Annotated in this window: 23 protein-coding genes and 1 tRNA gene; 15 read left to right on the plus strand and 9 right to left on the minus strand. The window is 64.2% G+C overall.

The window, feature by feature from the left end:
• Window positions 1-111 precede the first annotated feature (111 nt).
• Window positions 112-789, plus strand: a complete 678-nt coding sequence (locus I6F17_RS13360) for a hypothetical protein (RefSeq protein WP_225129254.1) — start codon at window positions 112-114, stop codon at window positions 787-789.
• Window positions 790-972: 183 nt separating this feature from the next.
• Here the strand turns inward: I6F17_RS13360 and I6F17_RS13365 are convergent, their stop codons facing one another.
• Complete coding sequence (locus I6F17_RS13365; RefSeq protein WP_036036072.1) at window positions 973-1,746, minus strand: SDR family NAD(P)-dependent oxidoreductase; 774 nt, start codon at window positions 1,744-1,746, stop codon at window positions 973-975.
• Window positions 1,747-2,033: 287 nt separating this feature from the next.
• Between I6F17_RS13365 and I6F17_RS13370 the strand changes: the two genes are divergently transcribed.
• From I6F17_RS13370 to I6F17_RS13385, 4 genes are all read left to right on the plus strand, one after another.
• Entirely contained in the window at window positions 2,034-5,600 is a 3,567-nt protein-coding gene (locus tag I6F17_RS13370; RefSeq protein ID WP_225129174.1) for a GAF domain-containing protein, read from the plus strand.
• A 14-nt stretch (window positions 5,601-5,614) separates the two neighbouring features.
• A complete protein-coding gene (locus tag I6F17_RS13375) occupies window positions 5,615-6,004 on the plus strand; it encodes a response regulator (protein WP_036009791.1) in 390 nt (129 codons plus the stop codon).
• A 118-nt stretch (window positions 6,005-6,122) separates the two neighbouring features.
• Window positions 6,123-6,962, plus strand: a complete 840-nt coding sequence (locus I6F17_RS13380; protein ID WP_225129171.1) for a universal stress protein — start codon at window positions 6,123-6,125, stop codon at window positions 6,960-6,962.
• Between the two features lie 70 nt (window positions 6,963-7,032).
• A complete protein-coding gene (locus tag I6F17_RS13385) occupies window positions 7,033-7,575 on the plus strand; it encodes a 2'-5' RNA ligase family protein (protein ID WP_225129169.1) in 543 nt (180 codons plus the stop codon).
• Window positions 7,576-7,861: 286 nt separating this feature from the next.
• On the opposite strand, the gene I6F17_RS13390 is transcribed toward I6F17_RS13385, so the two are convergent.
• The 3 genes from I6F17_RS13390 to I6F17_RS13400 all read right to left on the minus strand — a co-directional run bounded on the left by I6F17_RS13390 (window position 7,862) and on the right by I6F17_RS13400 (window position 10,121).
• A tRNA-Val gene (locus I6F17_RS13390) sits at window positions 7,862-7,936 on the minus strand.
• A gap of 160 nt (window positions 7,937-8,096) precedes the next feature.
• Window positions 8,097-9,395, minus strand: a complete 1,299-nt coding sequence (locus tag I6F17_RS13395; protein WP_225129167.1) for a hypothetical protein — start codon at window positions 9,393-9,395, stop codon at window positions 8,097-8,099.
• Between the two features lie 120 nt (window positions 9,396-9,515).
• Window positions 9,516-10,121: a DUF1134 domain-containing protein gene (locus tag I6F17_RS13400; RefSeq protein ID WP_036009799.1), complete on the minus strand. Its 606-nt coding sequence runs from the start codon at window positions 10,119-10,121 to the stop codon at window positions 9,516-9,518.
• 139 nt (window positions 10,122-10,260) lie between these two features.
• On the opposite strand from I6F17_RS13400, the gene I6F17_RS13405 reads away from it, so the two are divergent.
• Window positions 10,261-10,746: a YHS domain-containing (seleno)protein gene (locus I6F17_RS13405; protein WP_036009801.1), complete on the plus strand. Its 486-nt coding sequence runs from the start codon at window positions 10,261-10,263 to the stop codon at window positions 10,744-10,746.
• Window positions 10,747-10,756: 10 nt separating this feature from the next.
• On the opposite strand, the gene I6F17_RS13410 is transcribed toward I6F17_RS13405, so the two are convergent.
• Window positions 10,757-11,587, minus strand: a complete 831-nt coding sequence (locus tag I6F17_RS13410) for a 3'(2'),5'-bisphosphate nucleotidase CysQ (RefSeq protein ID WP_225129165.1) — start codon at window positions 11,585-11,587, stop codon at window positions 10,757-10,759.
• A gap of 198 nt (window positions 11,588-11,785) precedes the next feature.
• Here I6F17_RS13410 and I6F17_RS13415 point away from each other — a divergent pair, with 198 nt between their 5' ends.
• The 6 genes from I6F17_RS13415 (at window position 11,786) to I6F17_RS13440 (ending at window position 18,520) form a co-directional block, all read left to right on the plus strand.
• On the plus strand, window positions 11,786-12,439 hold the full coding sequence (locus I6F17_RS13415; RefSeq protein ID WP_198399822.1) for a histidine phosphotransferase family protein: 654 nt from the start codon (window positions 11,786-11,788) through the stop codon (window positions 12,437-12,439).
• Between the two features lie 198 nt (window positions 12,440-12,637).
• Window positions 12,638-15,445, plus strand: a complete 2,808-nt coding sequence (locus tag I6F17_RS13420; protein WP_225129163.1) for a hybrid sensor histidine kinase/response regulator — start codon at window positions 12,638-12,640, stop codon at window positions 15,443-15,445.
• A 32-nt stretch (window positions 15,446-15,477) separates the two neighbouring features.
• Entirely contained in the window at window positions 15,478-15,948 is a 471-nt protein-coding gene (locus I6F17_RS13425; RefSeq protein WP_225129161.1) for a chemotaxis protein CheW, read from the plus strand.
• A 74-nt stretch (window positions 15,949-16,022) separates the two neighbouring features.
• Window positions 16,023-16,388, plus strand: a complete 366-nt coding sequence (locus I6F17_RS13430; RefSeq protein WP_007600538.1) for a response regulator — start codon at window positions 16,023-16,025, stop codon at window positions 16,386-16,388.
• Between the two features lie 75 nt (window positions 16,389-16,463).
• Window positions 16,464-17,651 carry a chemotaxis response regulator protein-glutamate methylesterase gene (locus I6F17_RS13435; protein WP_225129159.1) on the plus strand — a complete coding sequence of 396 codons (1,188 nt, stop codon included), beginning with the start codon at window positions 16,464-16,466 and terminating at the stop codon, window positions 17,649-17,651.
• Complete coding sequence (locus tag I6F17_RS13440; RefSeq protein WP_036036028.1) at window positions 17,648-18,520, plus strand: protein-glutamate O-methyltransferase CheR; 873 nt, start codon at window positions 17,648-17,650, stop codon at window positions 18,518-18,520. Before I6F17_RS13435 ends, I6F17_RS13440 begins: the two co-directional genes overlap by 4 nt.
• Window positions 18,521-18,677: 157 nt before the next feature.
• Here the strand turns inward: I6F17_RS13440 and I6F17_RS13445 are convergent, their stop codons facing one another.
• From I6F17_RS13445 to I6F17_RS13460, 4 genes are all read right to left on the minus strand, one after another.
• Window positions 18,678-19,838, minus strand: a complete 1,161-nt coding sequence (locus I6F17_RS13445; protein ID WP_225129156.1) for a glutathionylspermidine synthase family protein — start codon at window positions 19,836-19,838, stop codon at window positions 18,678-18,680.
• A gap of 85 nt (window positions 19,839-19,923) precedes the next feature.
• A complete protein-coding gene (locus tag I6F17_RS13450; RefSeq protein WP_074448088.1) occupies window positions 19,924-20,304 on the minus strand; it encodes a hypothetical protein in 381 nt (126 codons plus the stop codon).
• Window position 20,305: 1 nt separating this feature from the next.
• Entirely contained in the window at window positions 20,306-20,710 is a 405-nt protein-coding gene (locus I6F17_RS13455; RefSeq protein WP_128262757.1) for a DUF350 domain-containing protein, read from the minus strand.
• Window positions 20,711-20,876: 166 nt separating this feature from the next.
• Window positions 20,877-21,578: a response regulator transcription factor gene (locus I6F17_RS13460; RefSeq protein ID WP_016848562.1), complete on the minus strand. Its 702-nt coding sequence runs from the start codon at window positions 21,576-21,578 to the stop codon at window positions 20,877-20,879.
• A gap of 476 nt (window positions 21,579-22,054) precedes the next feature.
• Between I6F17_RS13460 and fliI the strand changes: the two genes are divergently transcribed.
• The 3 genes from fliI to I6F17_RS13475 all read left to right on the plus strand — a co-directional run bounded on the left by fliI (window position 22,055) and on the right by I6F17_RS13475 (window position 24,644).
• Window positions 22,055-23,380, plus strand: coding sequence for a flagellar protein export ATPase FliI (gene fliI / locus I6F17_RS13465; RefSeq protein WP_225129154.1), 1,326 nt, complete (start codon window positions 22,055-22,057; stop codon window positions 23,378-23,380).
• Window positions 23,381-23,501: 121 nt separating this feature from the next.
• Complete coding sequence (fliJ, locus tag I6F17_RS13470) at window positions 23,502-23,921, plus strand: flagellar export protein FliJ (protein WP_025032035.1); 420 nt, start codon at window positions 23,502-23,504, stop codon at window positions 23,919-23,921.
• Between the two features lie 177 nt (window positions 23,922-24,098).
• Window positions 24,099-24,644, plus strand: a complete 546-nt coding sequence (locus I6F17_RS13475) for a sigma-70 family RNA polymerase sigma factor (protein WP_225129152.1) — start codon at window positions 24,099-24,101, stop codon at window positions 24,642-24,644.
• Window positions 24,645-24,674: the final 30 nt, after the last annotated feature.

Here is a 24,674-nt window from a genome sequence, read left to right on the forward strand (position 1 = left end):
CGAGGTGGGTTGCGTGGCAAGAGCGCCATCGACAGCAGCAACCCCATTCGCCTAAAGCAGATCCGGAACAGCGCGAGGCCGTCGTCTCCGCCAAACGAAGTTGATGATCGGATGAGACGGTTTTTGTCTGGAGCCTTGCCGTTCTATGCGCTGGCGGGCCTCGCCATATGCATGTACCTCGTTCTCTACAGGACGAGCCTGTTCGACCTGAACGCCATCGTCCATGGCGCGGCCGGGTCGGCATGGTTTCCAGCCTTCATGTTCGCCTGCGTGCTGGTGGAAGCGGTCTTCCCGTATTTCGGCTATTTTCCCGGCACCGCCCTCATCCTGATGTCCGTGGCGCTCAGTCCGAAGGCCGTGGATGGCTCCGTCTTCCTCGCGGCGTGGCTCGCCATCATCCTGGGCGCCGTTCTCAGCTATGGACAAGCGCGTTTCTTCAGGCCGTTTCTGCAGCGGGTGGCCTCGAAGGCGGCCTTGCGCCGATGCGAGTCCCTGTTCGACGCCTATGGCCGCTATGCGCGCATTGCCTTGTTCGTTCATCCCAACGCCTGTTCGATGTATTTCACGGCGCTCGGACTGCTCGGCCGCAGCCTGACGCGCGAGCTCGCTTATCTCTGCGTGGGTGCCGCGGCCGCAGTGGGCATTCTGTTCGTCATCGTATCCCGGCTGGTGTCGTCCATCGGGCCCACCGACGATGGCGAATTGCAGGTGCTGCTGGCAGTTGCGCTGGTCGCCATGGGGACACTGATCGGTCTCTACACGGCCTGGCGGCCACAGCGCGCGACGTGAAACGCCGCTCTCCGCGGCCATTGCGAGGAGCCCGTGACAAAATTGCGAAACAATTTTGCACTGGTGCGACGAAGCAATCCAGAGTCTTTCCGCGGAGAGATTCTGGATGGCTTCGTGGAGCCTGTCATCAGGCCGCGCTTCGTGCGGACCCGTTGGCTCGCAATGACGAGGATACATCGAACGTCACACCTCCGGCAGCTCGATCCCCGTCAGCTCACTCAGTTTGCCGATGAGCCGGTCCTGAAACCTCGGGTCGGTCGCCTCACGGGCCGGCTCTTGCTGCTCGAGATGATGCCAATAGCGGCCGCTCACGAGGGCCGCAGGATCCTCGCTGACTGCCAGCCAGGTCTGGGTCCGTTGCCCGGTGTCGATATCGACAGGGGCGCCCGCGCCTCCCATCTTTGTGCGCACCCAACCGGGATCGACGGCGTTGCAGAGGACGTTGGGCCACCGCCGCGCCAGCGCGTAGGCGAGCGCGACGACGTGCAGCTTGCTCTCGGCATAGGCCGTGGCGGCGTTCCAGGCCCGCTTGGTCCAATCGAGGTCGTCGAGCGAGCCCTCTCCGCCGCGGTGCAATCCGCTGCTGAGATAAATCAATCGAGCGGGCCGCGCGATCAGAGCCGTCAGGATGAACGGCGCAAGCGTGTTGATGGCCAGCGTCTCGGCATGGCCTTCTGGCGTCGCGCCGCGGCTCGGCCGCGTGTAGACGCCGGCGTTGTGAATGACCGCATCCATGCGCCCGATCGCGTTGACCTGGTCGGCGATGCTCCGCGTCTCCGCCGCGCTCCTGAGATCGCCGATCACCAATCCCTTCGCACGCGAAGTGAGGCCGCCGAGAGCCGCGGCACGATCGGCTGAACGCGCGTGCAGCACCACGCGGTGCCCCTGATCGAGCAGCGATTGGGCCGCCGCCCGGCCGAGGCCATCGGTGCTGCCGGTGATGAATATGGTCGCCATGGGGTTCTCCTAGGTGTTTCGGGACGCAATCTACGGCGCTCGCGGCGTGTGGGTCCCGCGATCCCCCTGGCGCAGCACCAGGCGGACCCGAGGTAAATCGGCCTCCAGCGGCATTGTGTGAAACTTGCCGCTTCGGTCGATCACGAGGACGAATTGACGCGTAGTCGATCGAAAATCAACTCACGGTATGTCTGGTCGGAAGCACCTGATGGTGAAATAATTCCCGGCGCTTTCTTGATTAAATTTTGACGTCGGCCGCGAACCGGCTGCCGACACGGATTTTCATCATGGCCGCGCTTCCTCAGGGCGTTGTGGCGGAATTGCAGCAGGAGAACGCGCGGCTCCTGGCCGAGTTGCGCGCCGCACAAGATCGCGAGACCGCCACCGCGGACATTCTCAAGATCATTGCCAGTTCGCCATCGGAGGTGAAGCCGGTATTCGATGCAATCGCAAGGCGCGCAAATGCCTTGCTCGGCGGCTTTTCGACGACCGTATTCCGCTTCATCGACGGCAATGCCCACTTGGCGGCGTTCACGCCGACGAACTCTGCCGCCGATGAAGCTTTGAAGAAGATGTTTCCGCGTCCGATCACCGATTTCGAGAGTTTTGCGAGGACGGAGGCCGGCAAGGTGGTGCCGACCCCCGATACGGAAGCGCTGACGAACGAGATCAAATTCATCGCGCGCGCCCGCGGCTTTCGCAGCATGTTGTTCGTTCCGCTCGCGACTGGTGGCGTGGTGATCGGCATGATCAGCGTAACGCGGGCCGAGCCGGGGGCCTTCGCTCCGCATCATGTGCAACTTCTGCAGACCTTCGCCGACCAGGCTGTCATCGCCATAGAGAACGTGCGGCTGTTCGACGAGGTGCAGGCGCGTACCGACGACTTGCGGGAATCGCTGCAGCAGCAGACCGCGACTGCGGATGTGTTGAAAGTCATCAGCCGCTCCGCGTTCGATCTGCAAACGGTGCTCGACACGTTGACGGAATCGGCGGCGTCGCTGTGTGGTGCCGACATGGCGGCAATCGTCCGGCAGGACGCCGATGGTGCCTACTCTCATGCAACTCGGTACAATTTCTCGCCCGAGTGGGCCAAGGTCTCGGCGGGCGTTCGGCTCAATGCTGGACGCGGTAGCCTCGTCGGGAGGGTCCTGCTGTGCGGCAAGGCTGTTCAGATCCCAGATGCCCTGGTCGATCCCGACTATGCCTATCCCGAGCAACAGCGGGCCGGCGGTTACCGCACCCTTCTGGGCGTACCCCTGCTCCGGTCCGGAGAAACGATCGGCGTGCTATTTCTGGGCCGCAAGACCGTGAACTCGTTCACGGACAAGCAGATCGACCTGGTCTCCACCTTCGCCGATCAGGCCGTGATCGCGATTGAGAATGTCCGGCTGTTCGATGAGGTCCAGGCGAAAACACGCGACCTCGCCGAATCGCTCCAGCAGCAAACTGCGACCGCGGACGTGCTGAAGGTGATCAGCCGCTCGACCTTCGATCTGCAAGCCGTGCTCGACACGCTGGTCGATTCGGCGGCACGGCTGTGCGAGGCGGAGATGGCCTTCATCATGCGCCGCGAGGGCGATGAATATCAGGCCGGAGCAGCGGTCGGGTTTTCCGACGACTACATCGCCTTTCTGCAGGCTCATCCGATCGCCCCCGGCCGGCGCACGGTCACGGGTCGAGCCGTCCTCGAACGCCGTCCGGTGCAAATCCTCGACGTCGCTGCCGATCCCGAATACGGCCTGCAGGAGTCGATCACGATCGCTGGTCAACGCACGGCGCTCGGTGTTCCACTCCTGCGCGAGAATGAGCCGATCGGCGCAATCGTGATCGCCCGCAAGCGCGTGGAGCCCTTCACCGAAAAGCAGATCGAGCTCGTCGCCACCTTTGCCGACCAGGCGGTGATCGCCATCGAGAATGCGCGGTTGCTCAAGGAGTTGCGCGAACGCACTGAGGATCTCAGCGAGTCGCTGCGCCAGCAGACCGCAACGGCCGATGTGCTCAAGGTGATCAGCCGTTCGGCGTTCGATTTGCCCAATGTTCTCGAGACGCTTGTCAGCTCGGCCGCACGGCTCTGCGGCGACCCTAGAGCCGCGATCTATCTCATTCGCGATGGGCTGTTGCACCTAGAAGCCTCCCATAACAACCCACCGGAATGGGTCGCGCTACGCAAGAGCCAGCCGCTTGCGCCTAGCCGCGACACGCCGAGCGGCCGGGCAGCGCTCACTGGCGGGGTCGACCATGTCGCCGATCTCATGAAAGACCCCGACTTCTCGCGGCACGACCTCGCGAGAATCGGCGGCTATCGCGCGACCCTCAACATACCGCTGATACGTGAGGGCACCTCGATCGGGGTTCTCAGTTTGGCGCGACCGGAACCGGGCCCGTTTACCCAACGACAGATCGAGATCGTGCAGACTTTTGCCGATCAGGCCGTTATCGCCATCGGCAATGTGCGCCTGTTCGAGCAATTGAATGAATCGCTGGAGCGGCAGACGGCAACGTCGGAGGTGCTGGAAATCATAAGCGCTTCATCGGGCGCACTCACTCCGGTCTTCCACAAGATGCTGGAGAATGCGACGCGAATTTGCGGCGCCGGCTTTGGCACCATGAATCTGTACGAGGAGGGCGGCTTTCGCACGGTCGCATTGCACAACGCGCCGCAAGCTTATGTCGATACCCGGCTCTACCAGAACATTCGCCCACATCCCGCGAGCGGGCTCGGCACCGTCGAGAAGACTCATCAGACGGTTCATATCGACGACATCAGGACGCAGCCGCCCTATATCGAAGGCAACCCCAACGTTCGCGCGCTCGCCGACCTTGCCGGCGCAAGGACCCTCGTCATCGTGCCCATGCTCAAGGAAGATGAGCTGATTGGCACCATCACGATCTTCCGCCAGGAAGTGAAACCGTTCACAGACAAGCAGATCGAGCTCGTGTCCAACTTCGCACACCAGGGCGTGATCGCGATCGAGAATGCACGCCTGCTGAATGAACTGCGCGAGCGCACCATGGAATTGTCTCAATCGCTCGAGGAATTGCGAAATACGCAGGATCGGCTGATCCAGACCGAGAAACTTGCCTCGCTCGGGCAACTCACCGCCGGCATTGCGCACGAGATCAAGAACCCGCTCAATTTCGTCAACAATTTTGCTGCGCTGTCCTCCGAACTGACCGACGAACTCGGCGACGCGCTGCGCTCAGCCGGCCTCGGCGAGGCGGAAAGGCAGGACATCGACGCGCTGATCCACATGCTGCAAGGTAACCTGGAAAAGATCGTGCAGCACGGAACCCGCGCCGATTCCATCGTCAAGAATATGCTTCTGCACTCCCGCGAGGGGTCCGGCGAACGCCGCGCGGCGGAGATCAACGCCATCCTCGAAGAAAGTCTCAACCTGGCCTATCACGGAGCGCGCGCTGAAAAAGCCGGCTTCAATATCACGCTTGAAAGAAAACTCGATCCGTCTGCGGGAGCGCTCGAGCTGTATCCGCAGGAAATCACGCGGGTGTTCCTCAATCTGGTTTCAAACGGTTTCTACGCGGCTCACAAACAAAAGGAGGTCGTCGGTGACGGCTTCGAGCCAAGGCTGCGTGCCACGACCACAGACCTCGGCGGCGCCGTCGAAATCCGCATCCGCGACAATGGCACCGGCATCCCGGCCGATGTCAGAGAGAAGATATTCAATCCATTCTTCACGACCAAGCCGGCCGGCGAAGGAACTGGCCTCGGGCTTTCGATCTGCCACGACATCATCGTGAAGCAGCACGGCGGCAGCATCGAGGTCGATACCGAGCCGGGCGAGTATACCGAGTTCATCATTACGCTGCCGCGTACGCGGGCGGCACCGTTGTAGAGCGGAGGCAGAAATTGAGCGTCTATATCATGGTGGTTGACGACGAGCCCGATGTCGAGGCGCTGTTCCGCCAGCAGTTTCGGCGCGATCTGCGGGCCGGTCGTTTTCTGATGGAGTTTGTATCCTCGGCGCCCCTGGCATTGCAGCGTGCGGCCGAGATTGCGGATGCCACCCTGATTCTGATCCTGTCCGACATCAACATGCCCGGAATGAGCGGACTGGAGATGCTGCCTATCGTGCGCTCGGCCCGCCCCGATGTACCGGTTATCATGATCACGGCCTACGGTGATGCCGAGACCAAGCGCAAGGCGCTGGAGAAGGGCGCCGCCGACCTGTTGACCAAGCCAATCGACTTCGCCGCGCTGCGCCAGGAGATCGATGCGAGGCTTGAGCAGGCCGCATGATTGCAACCGTTGCCGGTGACAAACCAGAGCGCCTCGCAAAGTGAAGCTGTTGCAGACGCCGCCCCAATTGAGAGCATGCATCCACCGTCAATCTTCGTCAGAAAATCGGAGATTCAAAATGAAGACGCTCCTGGTCCCGCTTCAGGATATTCCGATGATGACAGCTACGCTCGCTGTGGCCGTAGGCCTAGCGCGTCGCTCCGGCGCCTATATCGAAGGCTTTCCACTCCGGTTCGGCATCCCTCAATATGCGGCCGCCGAATTGGCCACCGGCATTCTCCTGGACACGTATCAAGTGAAGAGCGAAGCCGAACTGAACGACATGCGCAACTTTTTCGAAGCATTCATGCTGAAGCATGATGTTCCCCGCGCCACCGCAGGATCGAACCCGCCATGCTTCGGCTGGCTGGAGACCGCGCCTGAGGGCGAAGACTTTGTCGGAAGTTATGGGCGCGCTTTCGATCTGATCGTGATGGCGCGGTCTGATATTGATGCTGCGGGCCCTCACCGCCGCGCGATTGAGTCCGCGCTGTTTGAGAGCGGCAGGCCCGTTCTACTGGCGCCGTCGAATGGACCAAGAAGCGTCGCAACAAACATTATGATCCACTGGAACGGGAGTACCGAGCAAGCTCGGGCAAACGCATTTGCCATGCCGCTGCTTCGTCTGGCCGAGAGGGTATCGGTCCTGACCGTTGTCGGCGGCCAAGCGGTGCCAGGACCGTCTGCCGGTCAGATCGCTCGGCAACTCCAATACAATGGCATTGCGGCCAGCTTGATCAGCGTTGAGCTGGACGGGCGCGAAACTGGTGAGGCGGTCCTCGATGCCGCCAGGGCACACGGTTGCGATCTATTGATCAAAGGGGCCTTCACCCGCACGCGGCTACGGCAGATGATATTCGGTGGAGCGACCAGCTATATCATGGAGCACGCGGATATCTCCGTCCTTATGGCTCACTAGCGCGCAAAAGGCCTGGTTTTGTCGCCATTGGTGAGGCAAAAATCCATTGCTTCACAGAGCAACCAAGCGCATGGCTTTGGCTATCAACATTCGGTCCGACGATTCCTCCGCAGAGCGGATCGAAGCCTTGTGGGATGAAGTTGCCGCGTTTGAGAGCCAGCCTTCGATGAGGGGGCTCGGCTATCAGCCGCATTTTACATTCGCCATCTATGATGCGCCCGAGATTACCGCGAAGACCGCGTGGGAGACCATGCTCCGCGCAGTTGGAGGCGAAGGGCCATTGCAGGTCGCGTTCAAGCGAATTCGTTGGTTCGCAGGTCCGCCGCTCGTGCTCTGGGCGGAGCCGGAGTTCGATGAAACGCTCGTCCGGTGGCACGCTTCCATCAGCGCTGCAATCGATCCAGCCTTGTGTCGGCTGCATTATCGGCCCGAAAACTGGCGACCTCATTGCACGCTCGGCACACAAATCGCCGACGCAAAGCGCGATGACGCGATCGCTTTCGCGCAGTCATTCAGCGGCAGCATCAGCGTGTTGTTCGACGTCGTGGATTGCGTTTCTTTTCCGCCCGTGAGTGTGATTGCAGAACAGGGATTACCGGTTCGCACTCCTTGAGCCGACGTCCCGCTCATCGATCGTCCGGCCCGCTCGAGGCGATGATCATCTGTGTACTCTCCCGACGATGCCATCATGCCCCTGTTTTGCCCGACGGAGCAAGAAAAATTCGGAAAAGTCGCAACTCATTGATCCGACTGAGGTCGGCTACTGTGCATGGGGTTGTTTTCGAATTTTTGACAGAGCGGAAGCAAGCCCCCCGGTCCGTCTACGCTCTTCGAGCTAGTCCGGACAACTTCGCTACGACCGGGGGTGGCTGCGCCACGCGAAGCCTTTTGGCGAAGCGTGGTGGGCGCACAAGGGATCGAACCTTGGACCTCTCCCGTGTGAAGGGAACGCTCTCCCGCTGAGCTATGCGCCCGGGACCATCATGCAGGCGGCCGCAACCTTAGGCCGGTCCGGCACATCGGAGCCCGCGATTTAGAAGTGCCGGCCCAAGGTGTCAAGTTTTCAAGCCGTCGCCGGGGCGGAAAACCTTCGTCAGGTCGCGCCTTCCGCAGGGGAAGCCGGATTTTGGGCGGTTACGCGCCCTGCTGGCGGGCGCGGGAGGCGTGGGCCTGGAGCGCGCGGATGCGCTCGGCGAGCGTTCCGCCGCCTTCGGGCAGGCGGGGCGCTGGAGCGCCGCCCGTCGCGGCATCGTTGGCCGGGCGCGGCGCCGGCTTCGGCGGCTGGCCGGCCTCGGCCGCGAGCAGCGCCTCGATCGGCGAGTTCGGGCCTTCGAGCTGCATCGCGAGTTTTGCCACCTCGGCCGCGATGTCGTTGATGCGCTCGCGCAGAAGCGCGTTCTCCATGCGCTCGGTCGCCCAGGAACTCTCGGCTTGCTGCTGGATCGCGTTGATGTCGCGCTGGAGTTTCGCGCGTTCGTCGCGTGCGCTGCGCAGCTGCTCCTCCAGCGCGGCCTTTTCCGCGCGCAGCTGCTCCATCGCAGCCGACGACTTGCCGCCGCTGAGGCCCGCGATCTCGACGCGCAGCTCCTTGATGGTGCGCTCGTTGGCCTCGTTGGCCTGGCGCAGCTGGTTGTTCTCGTAGTCGCGCTCGGCGAGCAGCTTGCCCTGCGTGGCAAGGCGTCCTTCGAGATCGGCGAGGCGGCTCGACAGCATCTCGGCCTCCTTGACCTGCACGATGAGCTGGCGGTCGAGCTCGGTGACGCGCTGGCTTAGATTCTCGACGCGGCCGCGCGCCTCGGCGAGCTCGCGCGAGGCGGTCTCCGATTCGGTGCGCTCCTGTGCGAGGCGCGCTTGCGTGGCGGCAAATTCCTTTTCGGCATCGCCGACGCGGTGCTTCAATTCCTCGATCTGCGCGCGCACCGCGACCAGCTCGACCTGGCGGCTCTCCGCCATCATCGATCGGTCGGACAGCTCGGAGTTGATCTTGGCGAGCTCGGCCTGCTTGTCCGTCAACGCGATCTCGGCTTCGCGCAAGGACGCCGTCTTGGCGGCGAATTCCTCCTCGGTGGCGCGGAGCTGCTCCTTCACCGCCTTCTCGCGCGCCTCCAGCGCGAAGATGGTGGCGTTCTTCTCGCCGAGCTCGATCTTCATGCGGTTGATGGCGTCGCTCTTCTTGCCGAGCTCGGCGAGCTGGCTCGTGGTCTTGTTCTTGAGCTGCTCGACGCTCATCTCGAGCCGCCGCGCGGACATGGCGAATTCGGCGCGGAGCTGGTCCTTGTCGGCCTGGATCTCGGCCATCGATAGCGGGGTGGCGGCCTCGAGCCGGCGCGTGGTCAGGCGCACCGCGCGGTTATGCACCAGCGGCACGATCGCAAGCCCGCACAGCATCGAGAGCAGGAAACCGATCGCCAGGTACATGATCGGTTCGACCATGGGCCAGAACTCCCAAGCTTAAGGAAAAATTCACCAACGACAATGCCATGGCGGGCCGGCAGAAAGCCAGCCCCGCTCTGTCGTTAACCTTGATCGGTGGGCAGTGGGGAGGACGTGGGCCTAGAACGGGTTCCAGGTCGCCCGCGGGGTGTATTTGAGATAGCCGATGTTGGCGCCGAGGCGCAGGCCGAGCCCGGAGCGGATCGGCACCAGCACGATGTTGTTGGAGGTCAGCGCCGTCATGCCGAAGCCGCCGATGATGTAGGCCGAGCCGTCGATGCCGGCGAAGCGCTGGTAGATCGCGTTGGTGGCCGGCAGGTTGTAGACCAGCGTCATGGTGCGGGCGCCGTCGCCGCCCCAGTCGAAGCCGAGCGAGGGGCCCTGCCAATAGACGCGCAAGTCGCCGGCGTTCTTGGTGTAGAGCGTGCCCTCGCCGTAGCGCAGGCCGGCGACGAAGGCGCCGGAGCCTTCCTCACCCAGGATGTAGCCGTTCGGCAGGCCCCATTGGCTGACCGCCTTCTCGATGATCGAGGCGAGCCCGCGCGAGACGTTGCCGAAGAAGCGATGGCCGGCGGTGACGAGCTCGTCCGGCCCATAGGTATTGGGCGTCGGGGTCCGCTGCGGCGGCGGCAGGTCAGGCGGCGGCGCCTGCTGGGCGGAGGCCGGCACGATCCAGCCGATCATCGCGGCAAGCGCGAGCGCAGCAAGGCGTGATGCGAAAGTCATAAAAGAACCCCTGGTACCGAATCCGGTCGCTTCCTTAACCTCACGCCAACAGGCATGGCCCTAGGTTGCGCCGGATGTCCCCTCGACTCGGATGTTATCCGCAGCAACTATGACGGCACAACGGCAGGAAGATAGCCCTTTGCGCCCCGGAATTGCCTTGATCGCGCGCCGCCTCTGCCTGCTGGCGGGCATTTGGATCCTCGGTGCCGGCGGACCGACAGGGGCCGCCACCACCGAGCGGATCGTCGTCAACCGCTTCAGCGGCGTCGCCATCGAGGGCTTCGACCCCGTCGCTTATTTCGTCGCCGGCGCGGCCGTGCAGGGGACGGCGGAGTTCGAGGCGAACCTCTGGGGGGCCGTCTGGCGCTTCCGGAACGAGGGCAACCGCGCCTCTTTCCAGGCCCATCCCGAAATCTACGGACCGCAATTCGGCGGCTACGATCCGGTCGATATCGCCCGCGGCGTCACCGTCCCCGCCAATCCGCATTTCTTCGCGATCGTGGCGCAGCGGCTCTATTTGTTCAGCCGGGAAGACAATCGCGACGCCTTCGTCGCCGATCCCGAGCGCTTCCTCTATGAGGTGGGCAAGCGCTGGCCGGCCCTGCAGGAGAAGCTCGGGCAGTAACGAGCCCTGGTCAGTCGCAGCCTACCGCCTGCGGGTCGCCCCACGCGATGAATTCCGGGATGATGAAGCCGGTATCGCTGCGCTGGCCAAATCGGAGCTCGCCGCCCTTGCCGTCGGTCACCTTGCCGCCGGCCGCGGTCACGACCGCGCAACCGGCTCCGACGTCCCATTCCGAGGTCGGCCCGAAACGGGGATAGATGTCGGCGCCGCCTTCCGCGACGCGGCCGAATTTCACGGCCGAGCCGCACGTCATCCTGACGGCATTGGGCCTGTCGGCGATGAACGCCTCGCTCCTGGCGTCGCCGTGCGAGCGGCTCACCGCGGCGATCCAAGGCTCCCCGCGCGCCGGCAGCTTGCGGGTGCGGATCGGCTCGGCGGAGGCGATGGTCGCGCCGTTGAACCTCACGCGCTCGGCGCCGCGGCCGACGATGCCGCGCCAGAGCAGGCCGAGTGCGGGTGCGGAGACGATGCCGAGCAGCGGCACGCCGTCCGTCACCAAGGCGAGGTTGATGGTGAACTCGTCGCGGCCGGCGACGAACTCCTTGGTCCCGTCGAGCGGATCGATCAGGAAGAAGCTGCCCTGGAACGGCGGGGAGGCGAGCTGGGTCCGCTCCTCCGACAGCGTCGGAACGTCGCCCGCGAGCTGCGCGAGTCCGTCCGCGATGATGCGGTCGGCGGCAAGGTCGGCCTCGGTCACCGGCGAGCCATCCTGCTTGCCGTCGATCCGCATGGCCGCGCGGTTGACGGCGAGGATCGCCTCGCCCGCCTTCACCACCAGCGCAGTCAGCGGCTCCATCAGGCCGGCAGCGGCCGCTCCGTCAATGATCCGTTTCACCTGCATGCCTCATCTGTCGGCAATATCGTTCCTCGTCCACTGATTCGCCCCGATCGATTCGCCTGGGCTTATGGCTGCCTCGAACCGATCGCAAGCTAGCTGCCGCGGGCTTGCGAATGTTAGAACCCGCAGCATCCGTCAAGCATGCGTGATTCGCGGCGTCCAGCGCCGTGCAATTCCAGGAACCCTCCAGGACCCCATTATATGTCTGACGCTTCGTCGCCCGCGACCACTGCCGCTCCCGATATGCTCGAACTCGCCGCGCTGCTGTGCTCGCGGGTCTGCCACGATCTCATCAGCCCCGTCGGTGCCATCGTCAACGGGCTCGAAGTGCTCGACGACGATCCCAAGCCCGAGGACCGCGAGTTCGCGCTCGACCTGATTCGCAAAAGCGCCAAGACGGCCTCCGCCCGGCTGCAGTTCTGCCGCCTTGCCTTCGGCGCCGCCGGCTCCTCCGGCGCGCAGATCGATCTCGGCGATGCCCACACCATGGCGAAGGGCCATATCGAGGACGGCAAGTGCTCGATCACCTGGAATCTGCCGCGGCTGCTGCTCCCGAAGAACCGCGTCAAGCTGCTGCTCAACATGCTGGTCGTCGCCCAGCACACGATCCCGCGCGGCGGCATGCTGACGGTCGATCCGGTCGGCGAGGGCGAGGCGATGAGCTTTCGCATCACCGCGACCGGACACAATGCACGCCTGCCGCAGAACATCTCCGAGCTCCTGAGCGGCGAGCGCGGGCCGGCTGCCGATGCGCATGCGATCCAGCCTTATTATACGAGGCTGCTCGCGCAGGCCTGCGGGCTCACCGTGACGCTCAAGCCGGAAGGCGAAGCCATCATCGTTACCGCTTCGTAAACGCGAAGCGTCGTTTCCGATGCGTTAATGCAATCTTTACGAGGCGCTTCGGCTTGTCCGGAGCGCCTTATCTCTTTGTTGGTGCCGTTCTTTTGCACATACTCAACCAATATTAAACGCTTTGCCGTGAAGCTGGCCCCATTCCGAAATGGCGCATCACGCCTCGTGCGCGCCCTTCCTGTATGAAGGCCTGTTTTCATGGATGATCTGTTGCGGGAGTTTCTGACGGAGACCAGCGAGAGCCTGGACACCGTGGACAATCAGCTGGTGAAGTTCGAGCAGGAGCCGAACAACGCCAAGATCCTGGATAACATCTTCCGCCTGGTCCACACCATCAAGGGCACCTGCGGCTTCCTCGGCCTGCCGCGGCTGGAAGCGCTGGCCCATGCGGGCGAGACCCTGATGGGCAAATTCCGCGACGGCATGCCTGTGACTGCCGAGGCGGTGACGGTGATCCTGTCCTCGATCGACCGCATCAAGGAGATTTTGGCTGGCTTGGAGGCGACCGAGGCCGAGCCCGAGGGCAACGACCGCGATCTCATCGACAAGTTGGAAGCGATGGTCGAGCAGGGCATGGCGGCCATGTCAGGCTCGGCGCAGCCGATGCCGACTGCCGGCACTGCGGCTCCCGTTGCCGATGCGCCGCCGCTGGTGCCGGAAGCCCCGGCAGCCGCCCCCGCCAAGGAGATGACCATGGGCACGCTGGTCGATCAGACCCTGGAGCGCCCCTTGCGTCCGGGCGAGGTTTCGCTCGACGAGCTCGAGCGCGCCTTCCGCGAGACCGCGATCGAAGCGCCGGTGCCCGTTGCTCAGGCTGAGGCAAAGGCCGAGCCCGCGCCAGCTGCTGAAGCGCCCGTGGCGAAGGAAGCCGCAAAGCCCGCCAAGGAGAAGGCCGCGCCGAAGAAGTCGATGGCCGACGAGATGGCGGGCGAGGGCGACCGCATCGCCAACCAGTCGATCCGCGTCAACGTGGATACGCTGGAGCACCTGATGACCATGGTCTCCGAGCTGGTCCTGACCCGCAACCAGCTCTTGGAGATCTCCCGCCGCAACGAGGACACCGAGTTCAAGGTGCCGCTGCAGCGCCTCTCCAACGTCACCGCCGAGCTGCAGGAAGGCGTCATGAAGACGCGCATGCAGCCGATCGGCAATGCCTGGCAGAAGCTGCCCCGCATCGTCCGCGACCTCTCATCCGAACTCGGCAAGCAGATCGAGCTCGAGATGCACGGCGCCGACACCGAGCTCGACCGCCAGGTGCTCGATCTGATCAAGGACCCGCTCACCCACATGGTGCGCAACTCCGCCGATCACGGCCTGGAGACCCCCGCCGAGCGCCTCGCCAGCGGCAAGGGCGAGCAGGGCACCATTCGCCTGTCCGCCTATCACGAGGGCGGCCACATCATCATCTGCATCGCCGACAACGGCCGCGGCCTCAACACCGAGAAGATCAAGGCCAAGGCGCTCTCGTCCGGTCTCGTCACCGAGGCCGAGCTCGAGAAGATGAGCGAAGCCCAGATCCACAAGTTCATCTTCGCGCCGGGCTTCTCCACTGCCGCTGCCATCACCTCGGTCTCGGGCCGCGGCGTCGGCATGGACGTGGTCCGCACCAATATCGACCAGATCGGCGGCACCATCGACATCAAGTCGGTGGCCGGCGAAGGAAGCTCCGTCACCATCAAGATCCCGCTGACGCTCGCCATCGTCTCGGCGCTGATCGTCGAAGCCGCCGGCGACCGCTTTGCGATCCCGCAGCTCTCGGTGGTGGAATTGGTGCGTGCCCGCGCCAACTCCGAGCACCGCATCGAGCGCATCAAGGACACCGCGGTCCTTAGGCTCCGCAACAAGCTGCTGCCGCTGATCCATCTGAAGAAGCTCCTGAAGATCGACGACGGCGCGGCCTCCGATCCCGAGAACGGCTTCATCGTGGTGACGCAAGTCGGCAGCCAGACCTTTGGCATCGTCGTCGATGGCGTGTTCCACACCGAAGAAATCGTGGTCAAGCCGATGTCGACAAAACTGCGTCACATCGACATGTTCTCCGGCAACACCATTCTGGGTGATGGCGCGGTCATCATGATCATCGATCCCAACGGCATCGCCAAAGCGCTCGGCGCCGCCGGCTCCTCGGCCCATGACATGGGCGACGAAGCCGCCGGCCACCACATCGGAAGTGGCGAGCAGACCACCTCGCTGCTGGTGTTCCGCGCCGGCTCGTCGCAGCCCAAGGCGGTTCCGCTCGGCCTCGTCACGCGCCTGGAAGAGCTGCCCGCCGACAAGATCGAGTTCTCGAACGGCCGCTACATGGTGCAGTACCGCGAGCAGCTGATGCCGCTGGTGGCCATGGAAGGCGTCACCATTGCGAGCCAGGGCGCCCAGCCGATCCTGGTGTTCGCCGACGACGGCCGCTCCATGGGCCTCGTCGTCGACGAGATCATCGACATCGTCGAGGAACGGCTCAACATCGAGGTCGGCGGCTCCTCCTCCGGCATTCTCGGCTCGGCCGTGATCAAGGGCCAGGCCACCGAGGTGATCGACGTCGGCCACTTCCTGCCGATGGCGTTCGCCGACTGGTTCACGCGCAAGGAGATGAAGCCGTCGCTGCATTCGCAGTCGGTGCTGCTGGTCGACGACTCGGCCTTCTTCCGCAACATGCTGGCGCCGGTGCTGAAGGCGGCCGGCTACCGCGTCCGCACTGCGCCGACCGCGCAGGAAGGCCTGGCGGCACTGCGCGCCCAAAGCTTCGACGTGGTCCTGACCGACATCGAGATGCCCGACATGAACGGGTTCGAGTTCGCCGAGACGATCCGCTCGGACAACAATCTCGGCTCGATGCCGATCATCGGCCTCTCGGCGCTGGTGTCGCCGGCGGCGATCGAGCGCGGCCGTCAGGCCGGCTTCCACGATTACGTCGCCAAGTTCGACCGTCCCGGCCTGATCGCGGCGCTGAAGGAGCAGACCGCGGGCGCCGCCGGCGCCTCCGAGCTGAGCCGGGCGGCCGCGGCTTAAACCTTAAGCGGCATGGACCAGGAGACACTGAAATGAGCAAGAAGACCCAGTCCGCTGAAGGCGCCATGGTCGAGTACGTCACCGCGATGATCGGCGGCCAGCTGTTCGGCCTGCCGATCTCCCGCGTCCAGGACGTGTTCATGCCCGAGCGCGTCACCCGCGTTCCCTTGTCCTCGCGCGAGATCGCCGGCGTGCTGAACCTGCGCGGCCGCATCGTCACCGTGGTCGACATGCGCTCGCGCCTCGGCCTGCCCAAGGACGAGGACGGCAAGACCGCGATGGCGGTCGGCGTCGACCTGCGCGGCGAATCCTATGGCCTCCTGATCGACCAGATCGGCGAGGTACTGCGCCTGCCCGAGGACGGCAAGGAAGAAAACCCCGTCAACCTCGACCCGCGCATGGCCAAGCTCGCCGGCGGCGTCCACCGCCTCGACGGCCAGCTCATGGTCGTCCTCGACGTCGACCGCGTCCTCGAGCTCGCGCCCGAGATGATGGCGGCCTGATACGGCGGCATTGCCGCCGAGGGACTTGCGATTGGAAGTGCCCCCGCAAAGGGGGGAAGGAAGCAGAGGTTCACATGCGAACTTGTCTCGTCGTTGATGATTCCAGCGTCATCCGAAAGGTTGCGCGCCGGATCCTGGAGGGGCTCGACTTCCAAATCCTTGAAGCCGAGGACGGTGAGAAGGCGCTGGAGGCCTGCAAGCGCGGCCTGCCGGACGCGGTGCTGCTCGACTGGAACATGCCGGTCATGGATGGCTACGAGTTCCTCGGCCATCTCAGGCGCATGCCCGGCGGCGACCAGCCCAAGGTGGTGTTCTGCACCACCGAGAACGACGTCGCGCATATCGCGCGCGCTCTGCACGCCGGCGCCAACGAATACATCATGAAGCCGTTCGACAAGGACATCGTGACGGCGAAATTTCAGGAAGTCGGCCTGATCTGAGCGATCGCCCGGAGGCTGAACGGATCCTTCGGCGCTTGTTTTCAACTGAACCGTTTCAGTCTGAGTTGGTGTGTAATGAGTGTTGCGTTCGCAGGTAATTCGACCACGGGCACGTCGCGCGAAACCGGGCCGCTGCGGGTGATGATCGTCGACGACTCCGTCGTCATCCGCGGTCTGATCTCGCGCTGGATTGGTGCCGAGCACGACATGGAGGTCGCGGCCTCGCTGCGCACCGGACTCGAGGCGGTCAACCAGCTCGACCGCATCAATCCCGATGTTGCCGTGCTCGACATCGAAATGCCCGAGCTCGATGGCCTCTCGGCGCTGCCGCAACTGCTCACCAAGAAGCGCGATCTCGTCATCATCATGGCTTCCACCCTGACCCGCCGCAACGCGGAGATCAGCTTCAAGGCGTTGTCGCTCGGCGCAGCCGACTACATTCCCAAGCCGGAATCGACGCGTGAGGCGTCGGCCGCGGACATTTTCCATCACGACCTGATCCAGAAGATCCGCCATCTCGGCGCGCGGCTGCGTCGCAAGTCTGCGGTTGCGAGCCCGCCGCTGGCGCCGGCGAGCCCGGCTCCCGTCGCGCGCAATCCTGTCGCGCGGCCTGCCGCGCCTGCGCCCGCTCCGGCCCCCTCGTCAGGCTCGGTGTCAACGCGTCCGTTCTCGACCCAGGCGCCCAAGGTGCTGTTGATCGGCTCCTCGACCGGCGGTCCTCAGGCGCTGATGTCGCTCGTCACCGAGCTCGGCGCCGTGATCGATCGCTTCCCGGTGCTGATCACCCAGCACATGCCGCCGACCTTCACCACCATCCTGGCCGAGCATCTGGCGCGCTCGAGCCGCCGGCCGGCGGCCGAGGCGGTCGACGGCGAGCCGGTCAAGCCGGGACGGATCTACCTCGCACCGGGCGGCAAGCACATGCGCGTCACGCGCAGCGGCGCCGATCCTGTGATCGCGCTCGACGACGGCCCCGCCGTCAATTTCTGCAAGCCTGCGGTCGATCCGCTCTTCACCTCCGCCATCGACGTCTGGCACGGCAACATCCTCTCGGTGATCCTGACCGGCATGGGCTCGGACGGCATGCGCGGCGGCAAGGACATCGTCGCGGCCGGCGGCAGCGTGATTGCGCAGGACGAAGCCTCCAGCGTGGTCTGGGGCATGCCCGGCGCGGCGGCCAATGCCGGCATCTGCGCGGCGATCCTGCCGCTCAACCAGATCGGCGCCAAGGTCAACCGCCTGTTCGCTGGAGACCGCTCGTGACGCCCGCAGATTACGACTATCTGCGCAAGTTCCTGAAAGAGCGCTCCGGTCTCGATCTCTCCGCCGACAAGCAATATCTGGTCGAGAGCCGGCTGCTGCCGCTCGCCCGCAAGGCAAGCGTTCCCGGCATCCCCGACCTCGTCCTGAAGATCAGGAACGGCGACGGCCGGCTTGCGACCGACGTGGTCGAAGCGATGACCACCAACGAGACGTTCTTCTACCGCGACAAGATTCCGTTCGATCACCTGCGCGACACCATCCTGCCGGGCCTGATCCAGGCGCGCGCGGCGCGCAAGTCGCTTCGCATCTGGTCGGCGGCCGCCTCGACCGGGCAGGAGCCCTATTCGATCGCGATGTGCGTGAAGGAGATGGGCGCGGCGCTCGCGGGGTGGCGCATCGAGATCGTCGCCACCGATCTGTCGCAGGAGGTGCTGGAGAAATCCAAGGCGGGCCTCTACAGCCAGTTCGAGGTGCAGCGCGGCCTGCCGATCCAGCATCTGGTGAAATACTTCACGCAAACCGGCGAGCTCTGGCAGCTCAACGCCGACATTCGCGCCATGGTGCAGTTCCGCCAGCTCAATCTGCTGCAGGACTTCTCCCATCTCGGCACGTTCGACGTGATCTTCTGCCGCAACGTGCTGATCTATTTCGACCAGGACACCAAGGCGGTGATTTTCGAGCGCATGGCGAAGGCCATGGAAGCCGACGGTACGCTGCTGCTGGGCGCTGCCGAATCCGTCGTCGGCATCACCGACGCATTCCGTCCGATCGCGGACCGCCGCGGCCTCTACCAGCTCAACCCCGCGCGCTCCGGCCGTCCCATGGGCGGATTGATGCCGCCGTCGCTGAAGATCGCCGCGGCGAGGTGAGTTCTCTTTGTCATTCCGGGGCCGCGCATTAGCGCGGAGCCCGGAATCCATAACCACAGGCCATCGAAATAGGCAGGCGGTTAGACAAGGGCCATTTCATCCGACTGTGGTTATGGATTCCGGGCTCGCGACTTTGTCGCGCCCCGGAATGACAAAATCACAAAATCGCATGCGGCAAGAACCGCGAGCGGTTGCCCGTGATCGGGCTCTCGTCCTCGCGGATCGATATCCCGCAGGGCTCGTGGTTCACCAGCCAGCTTCCGATCACCGGATAGCAGCCCGAAAAGTTCGGCAGCGGTGCCAGCGCCTGGCGCACGAAGCCTTCGGCGCCGTAAGGCCCCGTCTGCTCGTCGAGCGGCAGGCCGCCGGACACGATCGTGACATTGGCGCCTTCGCGCGACAGCAGCGGCTTGCGCACATACGACGTGCCGAGCTCGGCGGCGCGCGGATCATCCTCGAAGAAGGCCGGCAGCAAATTGGGATGGTTCGGAAACATCTCCCAGAGCAGCGGCAAGATGCCCTTGTTGGAGAGCACCGCCTTCCACGGCGGTTCAATCCAGCGCGTCGGAGCATCCTTCAGCTTTGCGCCGAAGGTGTCCTGGAACATCCATTCCCAGGGGTAGAGCTTGAAGGCGAGCGCGATGTCGTTCTCGCCGAGATCGACGAAGCCGCCGGCCTCGTCGCGCCAGCCGACCTGCTCGATGTCGAGCAGCGTCGTCGAGAGTCCGGCCTGGCGCGCGGTGTCTTCGAGATAAGCGAGCGTGCCGGCGTCCTCTTCGTTGTCGGTGATCCCTGTGAGATGGACGTGACGGCTCCCAGCGATCTCCTTCCATGCCGCGATCAGCCGCTCGTGGATGGAGTTGAATTGGTCGGCACGCGAGGGGATGACGCGGCGTTCGATCGCCTGTTCGAGCCAGGTCCATTGGAACACCGCGGCCTCGAAGATCGAGGTCGGCGTGTCCGCGTTGTATTCGAGCAGCTTTGCCGGCGACTTGCCGTCGAACCTCAGATCGAGCCGGCCGTAGAGGCTGCGGTCGTCGCGCTTCCAGCTCTCGACGATCAGGCCCCAGAACGCTTCCGGAATCTTCAGCCGTCGCAAGGAACGCTCGTCGCCGATGACGCGGCCGGCGAGTTCCAGGCACATCGCGTCGATCTCGCCGGTCGGCGCCTCGATGCCTCGCTCGATCTCCTCCCGCGTAAAGCCGTAATAGGCGCGCTCGTCCCAATAGCGCTCGCCGTCGATGGTGTGGAAAACGAAGCCGCATCGTGCGGCGGTCTCCCGCCAGTCGTCGCGCTCGAGGCAGGTGATGCGCTGCATGTTATTTCCTGCGCATGATCCCCGCGCAAACGCGTTCCGCGTTTGTCGCGAGGGAAAACCGGTGGCCACTTTTCCGGATCATGCGCTAGCCGCCGCCGGAGAAGCCATGGCCGAACGAGCCGAAGCCGCCGCGGCTCACGCTGCTATGGCTGACATTGGACGACGTTCCCGACGAGGAATGGCTGGAGGAATCGCCGCTGAACAAGCTCGATCGCGACGACCAGCGCGAACTGCTGCCGCCCGACGAACTGCTGCTGCTCGTGCAGGTCGTGGTCGTCTGCCCCGGCACGGCGCCGGGCGTGGGCTCGCAGTTCTGCCGCGGCATCAAGGTATAGGCCGTGGTGCCGACGGCGATCGTGCCCATCACCAGCAGTGCGACGTGGCCGGAGCGCTTCACCGGCGGTCGCGGCGGCTCGGCGACTGGCCGGCGCTTGCCGAACTCCTTCTTGGCGGGTTTGTCGGCCATGTCAGTAGATCATGCTGGCGGCGTTGAGCAGCCCCGCGGCGAGCGAGGACAGGCCGAGCCAGATCGCGGGGGCAAGCTCGCCGTCATCGATGCGCCTCGACAAGTCCGGCACCGGAACCTTGACGAGATAGAACACGATGACCTGCACGATCAGCGCGATCGTTGCCCAGATCAGGCAGTCCAGCACGTTGGCCGAATGCGCGATGGCGCTGACCAGCGGCGCCACAAAGCCGAGCAGGCTGAGCCCGAGCGCGATCGCCGCGGCCGGCTGGTTGTCGCGAATGAGCTGGAATTCGTTATGCGCCGTGATGCGGGTGTAGACGAACAGATAGGCCACGATCGCGATCAGCCCGGTGCAGAAATAGACCAGGAAGGCGGGCAGGCCGGCGAGTGATTGCAGGATCATCGTTCCCCCATCGTGCAGCGACCATTCGTCGGCAGGGGAAGGCTAGTGGTTCAAACGTTAAGCTTCCAATGAAACGTCCACCCAAAAACGAAAACCCCGCCATTTGCGGCGGGGTCCAGGCTGGGAGGAGCGAGCCTGACTGGGCTCGCGACGTAAACCCCTTGGATCAGGCGGGGATGCGCTCGTCGGCCTCATGCGGCTCGCGCAGCACGTAGCCGCGGCCCCAGACGGTCTCGATGAAGTTGCGGCCCTCGGAGGCGTTGGCGAGCTTCTTGCGGAGCTTGCAGATGAAGACGTCGATGATCTTCAGCTCGGGCTCGTCCATGCCGCCATAGAGGTGGTTGAGGAACATTTCCTTGGTGAGGGTCGTGCCTTTGCGGAGCGAGAGCAGCTCCAGCATCTGATATTCCTTGCCGGTCAGATGCACGCGCTGGCCGCCGACTTCCACCGTCTTGGTGTCGAGGTTGACGACGAGGTCGCCGGTCTGGATGACCGACTGGGCATGGCCCTTGGAGCGGCGCACGATGGCGTGGATGCGGGCTACCAGCTCGTCCTTGTGGAAGGGCTTGGTCATGTAGTCGTCGGCGCCGACGCCGAGACCCTTGACCTTGTCCTCGATGCCGGCGAGGCCGGAGAGGATCAGAATCGGTGTCTTGATCTTGGAGACCCGGAGCTGCTTGAGCACATCGTAGCCGGACATGTCGGGCAGGTTGAGGTCGAGGAGAATAATGTCGTAATCGTATAGTTTACCGAGATCGACGCCTTCTTCCCCCAAATCGGTCGTGTAGACGTTGAAGCTCTCCGACTTCAGCATCAGCTCGATCGACTGCGCGACGGCGCTGTCATCTTCAATCAGCAAAACGCGCATGCCAGTTCCCCATAGTCGCCGCTCCTGGGCGTCAGGTCGGCCGCATTCGCGGCACTCAACAAAACGCCTTTGAACAACTGATTCGGATCCTGACAACAGATGGTTAACAAAGTCTGATTCTGGAACGCAAGTCCCCCCGGTGCAATTTTTGTCGAATCGCCCTAAGGTCTTGCGTACGAAGCAGCTTTCGTTACCCGATTCCGTTCAAGCTCCACTTTAAGAGACGGGCCTAACCGACTCCCGCGACTCAGCCTTCTTCTGAAGGGGAGTCGCGCTCAGTCTCAAAGACAGTGACGCAATGATTAATGATGCGGGTAAACACGAAGTTAAGCGCCGTTCAGAAATATGGCGAAACTTAAGGTTTTCACCGTGATGTCCCGGGATCACCGAAGGCGACCATCTCATGAGGACCCTCATATGAAGGTGCGCTGCTGATGAAGGTCCCCCTATGAAGGCCCTCCTATGAAGGCCCTCCTATGAAGGCTCTTGCCGAACAGATCGGCGACATCGACGGCATCAACATCTATGGCCGCGTGGTCGGCGTTCGCGGTCTGATGGTCGAGGTGGCCGGCCCTATCCACGCGATGTCGGTCGGCGCGCGGCTGGTGATCGAGACCGGCGCCAACCGCACCATTCCGTGCGAGGTGATCGGCTTCTCCGGCAACAATGCCGTGGTGATGCCGTTCGCCGGCCTCGAGGGCGTGCGCCGCGGCTGCAAGGCGGTCATCGCCAATGCCGCCAACCAGGTGCGGCCGTCCGCGGCCTGGCTGGGACGCGTCGTCAATGCGCTGGGCGAGCCGATCGACGGCAAGGGGCCGCTGCCGCAGGGCTCTTCGCCGATGCCGTTCCGCAATACGCCGCCGCCCGCACATTCGCGCAAGCGCGTCGGCAGCCCGCTCGATCTCGGCGTGCGCGCCATGAACACCTTCCTCACCTGCTGCCGCGGTCAGCGCATGGGCATCTTCGCAGGCTCCGGCGTCGGCAAGTCGGTGCTGCTGTCGATGCTGGCGCGCAACGTCGATGCCGATGTCAGCGTCATCGGGCTGATCGGCGAACGCGGCCGCGAGGTGCAGGAATTCCTGCAGGACGATCTCGGCGAGGAGGGCCTCGCGCGCTCGGTCGTGGTGGTCGCGACCTCCGACGAGCCGGCGCTGATGCGCCGCCAGGCGGCCTACCTGACGCTCGCGGTCGCCGAATATTTTCGCGACGAGGAAAAGGACGTGCTCTGCCTGATGGACTCGGTGACGCGCTTTGCCATGGCCCAGCGCGAGATCGGTCTGTCCGCCGGCGAGCCGCCGACGGCCAAGGGTTACACGCCGACGGTCTTCACCGAGTTGCCGAAGCTGCTGGAGCGTGCCGGGCCGGGATTGGGCGAGGGCGCCATCACCGCGATCTTCACGGTGCTGGTCGACGGCGACGACCATAACGAGCCGATCGCCGATGCCGTCCGCGGCATCCTCGACGGCCACATCGTGATGCAGCGCTCGATCGCCGAGCGCGGCCGCTACCCTGCGATCAACATTCTCAAATCCGTCTCGCGCACGATGCCGAAATCGGCTGATCCGCAGTTCTGGCCGGTCATCCAGCGGGCGCGCCAGGTAATGGCGACCTATGCCGATATGGAGGAATTGATCCGTCTCGGTGCCTACCGCGCCGGCTCCAGTCCCGAGGTCGACGAGGCCATCCGCCTGAACGAGCCGCTGGAAGCCTTCCTGCGCCAGCGCAAGGACGAAAAGGCATCACTCGCGGACGGCTATCGCCAATTGGCGCAAATCCTCAGCAATTTGGAAACGGAACGCTAACTTTGTCCGGTCATCATCCGATCCCACAGAGTAGCAGAGCCGGTCTGGGCCCCCGTCGGGCCCGTGGGGTGACCGGTATCGTCCCACGTGCAGCGGGGGGACTTCTGGGGAGTACGAGTCGATGAAGTCACGAGATACCCTCATCCGCCTGAAGAAGTTTCAGGTCGACGAGAAGCGCCGCCGGGTCACCCAGATCGAGACGATGATCGCCGACTTCCAGCGCATGTCGGTCGATCTCGAACGCGAGATCCAGACCGAGCAGGAGCGCGCCGGGATCAACGATCCCTCGCACTTCGCCTACCCGACCTACGCCAAAGCCGCGATCCAGCGCCGCGAGAACCTGACCCGTTCGGCCGACGAGCTCAAGGGCCAGCTCGAGGAAGCCAAGGCCGCACTGGCCGAGGCCTTCGAGGAGCTGAAAAAGGTCGAGCTGCTCGACGAGCGCGACCAGGCCCGCGAGCGTGCCGAGGAGAACGCCCGCGAGCAGGCTGACCTCGACAGCATCGGCCTGATGCGTGCCCGCATCGGCGCCGTCGCTTGAGCCGCTAGTCCGCCCCTCCAGGAAATTGCCAAAACCCGGACCCGCAAGGTCCGGGTTTTCGCATGTGCTATCCACAGCGTGGCGCCGCGCCCCTTGGTGGTCGGCTTGGCCGCGCGCTATGGTGGTGCGGTGCCGGGGTCTACGCGGAACGCGACGGCCCGCGTGTTGGGGGGCTGAATGCTGACGCCAGCGGAGCTGGTCGGGTTGATTGAGGCGGTGGCGAAGCGTGATCAGGCCGCGTTCGAGCGCCTCTACGCCGCCACGCGCGCGAAACTCTATGGCGTCGTGCTCCGTATCTTGCGCAGGCAGGATCTCGCGGAGGAGGTCATTCAGGAGACTTACGTCAAGATCTGGAACAGCGCCGGCCAGTTCAATCCGGCCCTGTCCTCGCCGATCACGTGGATGGCCTCGATCGCGCGCAATCGCGCGATCGACATCGTCCGCAAGAAGTCGGAAACCTCCATCGAGGAAGAGCCTCAGGCGATGGAGGTCGCGGCCGAAAGTCCCGATCCGCTGGCCCGCCGCGAGATGACCGAGGAGCTGAAGCGGCTCCTGGAATGCATCGGCCGGCTCGAGCCGGACCGTCAGAGGCTCGTGCTGCTCGCCTATTACAACGGCTGGAGCCGCGAGCAATTGGCGGAGAAATTCGCCGCGCCGGTCAACACGGTGAAGACGTGGCTACGGCGCAGCATGTTGGATATCCGGGAGTGCCTCGGACTGTGATCGGTTGGATGATGAGGGTGGTTCTGGACT

Origin of the sequence: Bradyrhizobium sp. NBAIM18 (assembly GCF_020193825.1) — a bacterium.
Taxonomy (GTDB): Bacteria; Pseudomonadota; Alphaproteobacteria; order Rhizobiales; family Xanthobacteraceae; genus Bradyrhizobium; species Bradyrhizobium yuanmingense.

Excerpts from the sequence above, each read along its gene's own strand:
- I6F17_RS13360 (WP_225129254.1), top strand. The coding sequence starts at position 112 with ATGAGACGGTTTTTGTCTGGAGCCTTGCCGTTCTATGCGCTGGCGGGC.
- I6F17_RS13365 (WP_036036072.1), bottom strand. The coding sequence starts at position 1,746 with ATGGCGACCATATTCATCACCGGCAGCACCGATGGCCTCGGCCGGGCG.
- I6F17_RS13370 (WP_225129174.1), top strand. The coding sequence starts at position 2,034 with ATGGCCGCGCTTCCTCAGGGCGTTGTGGCGGAATTGCAGCAGGAGAAC.
- I6F17_RS13380 (WP_225129171.1), top strand. The coding sequence starts at position 6,123 with ATGAAGACGCTCCTGGTCCCGCTTCAGGATATTCCGATGATGACAGCT.
- I6F17_RS13385 (WP_225129169.1), top strand. The coding sequence starts at position 7,033 with ATGGCTTTGGCTATCAACATTCGGTCCGACGATTCCTCCGCAGAGCGG.
- I6F17_RS13395 (WP_225129167.1), bottom strand. The coding sequence starts at position 9,395 with ATGGTCGAACCGATCATGTACCTGGCGATCGGTTTCCTGCTCTCGATG.
- I6F17_RS13400 (WP_036009799.1), bottom strand. The coding sequence starts at position 10,121 with ATGACTTTCGCATCACGCCTTGCTGCGCTCGCGCTTGCCGCGATGATC.
- I6F17_RS13410 (WP_225129165.1), bottom strand. The coding sequence starts at position 11,587 with ATGCAGGTGAAACGGATCATTGACGGAGCGGCCGCTGCCGGCCTGATG.
- I6F17_RS13415 (WP_198399822.1), top strand. The coding sequence starts at position 11,786 with ATGTCTGACGCTTCGTCGCCCGCGACCACTGCCGCTCCCGATATGCTC.
- I6F17_RS13420 (WP_225129163.1), top strand. The coding sequence starts at position 12,638 with ATGGATGATCTGTTGCGGGAGTTTCTGACGGAGACCAGCGAGAGCCTG.
- I6F17_RS13425 (WP_225129161.1), top strand. The coding sequence starts at position 15,478 with ATGAGCAAGAAGACCCAGTCCGCTGAAGGCGCCATGGTCGAGTACGTC.
- I6F17_RS13430 (WP_007600538.1), top strand. The coding sequence starts at position 16,023 with ATGCGAACTTGTCTCGTCGTTGATGATTCCAGCGTCATCCGAAAGGTT.
- I6F17_RS13435 (WP_225129159.1), top strand. The coding sequence starts at position 16,464 with ATGAGTGTTGCGTTCGCAGGTAATTCGACCACGGGCACGTCGCGCGAA.
- I6F17_RS13445 (WP_225129156.1), bottom strand. The coding sequence starts at position 19,838 with ATGCAGCGCATCACCTGCCTCGAGCGCGACGACTGGCGGGAGACCGCC.
- I6F17_RS13450 (WP_074448088.1), bottom strand. The coding sequence starts at position 20,304 with ATGGCCGACAAACCCGCCAAGAAGGAGTTCGGCAAGCGCCGGCCAGTC.
- I6F17_RS13455 (WP_128262757.1), bottom strand. The coding sequence starts at position 20,710 with ATGATCCTGCAATCACTCGCCGGCCTGCCCGCCTTCCTGGTCTATTTC.
- I6F17_RS13460 (WP_016848562.1), bottom strand. The coding sequence starts at position 21,578 with ATGCGCGTTTTGCTGATTGAAGATGACAGCGCCGTCGCGCAGTCGATC.
- fliI (WP_225129154.1), top strand. The coding sequence starts at position 22,055 with ATGAAGGCTCTTGCCGAACAGATCGGCGACATCGACGGCATCAACATC.
- fliJ (WP_025032035.1), top strand. The coding sequence starts at position 23,502 with ATGAAGTCACGAGATACCCTCATCCGCCTGAAGAAGTTTCAGGTCGAC.
- I6F17_RS13475 (WP_225129152.1), top strand. The coding sequence starts at position 24,099 with ATGCTGACGCCAGCGGAGCTGGTCGGGTTGATTGAGGCGGTGGCGAAG.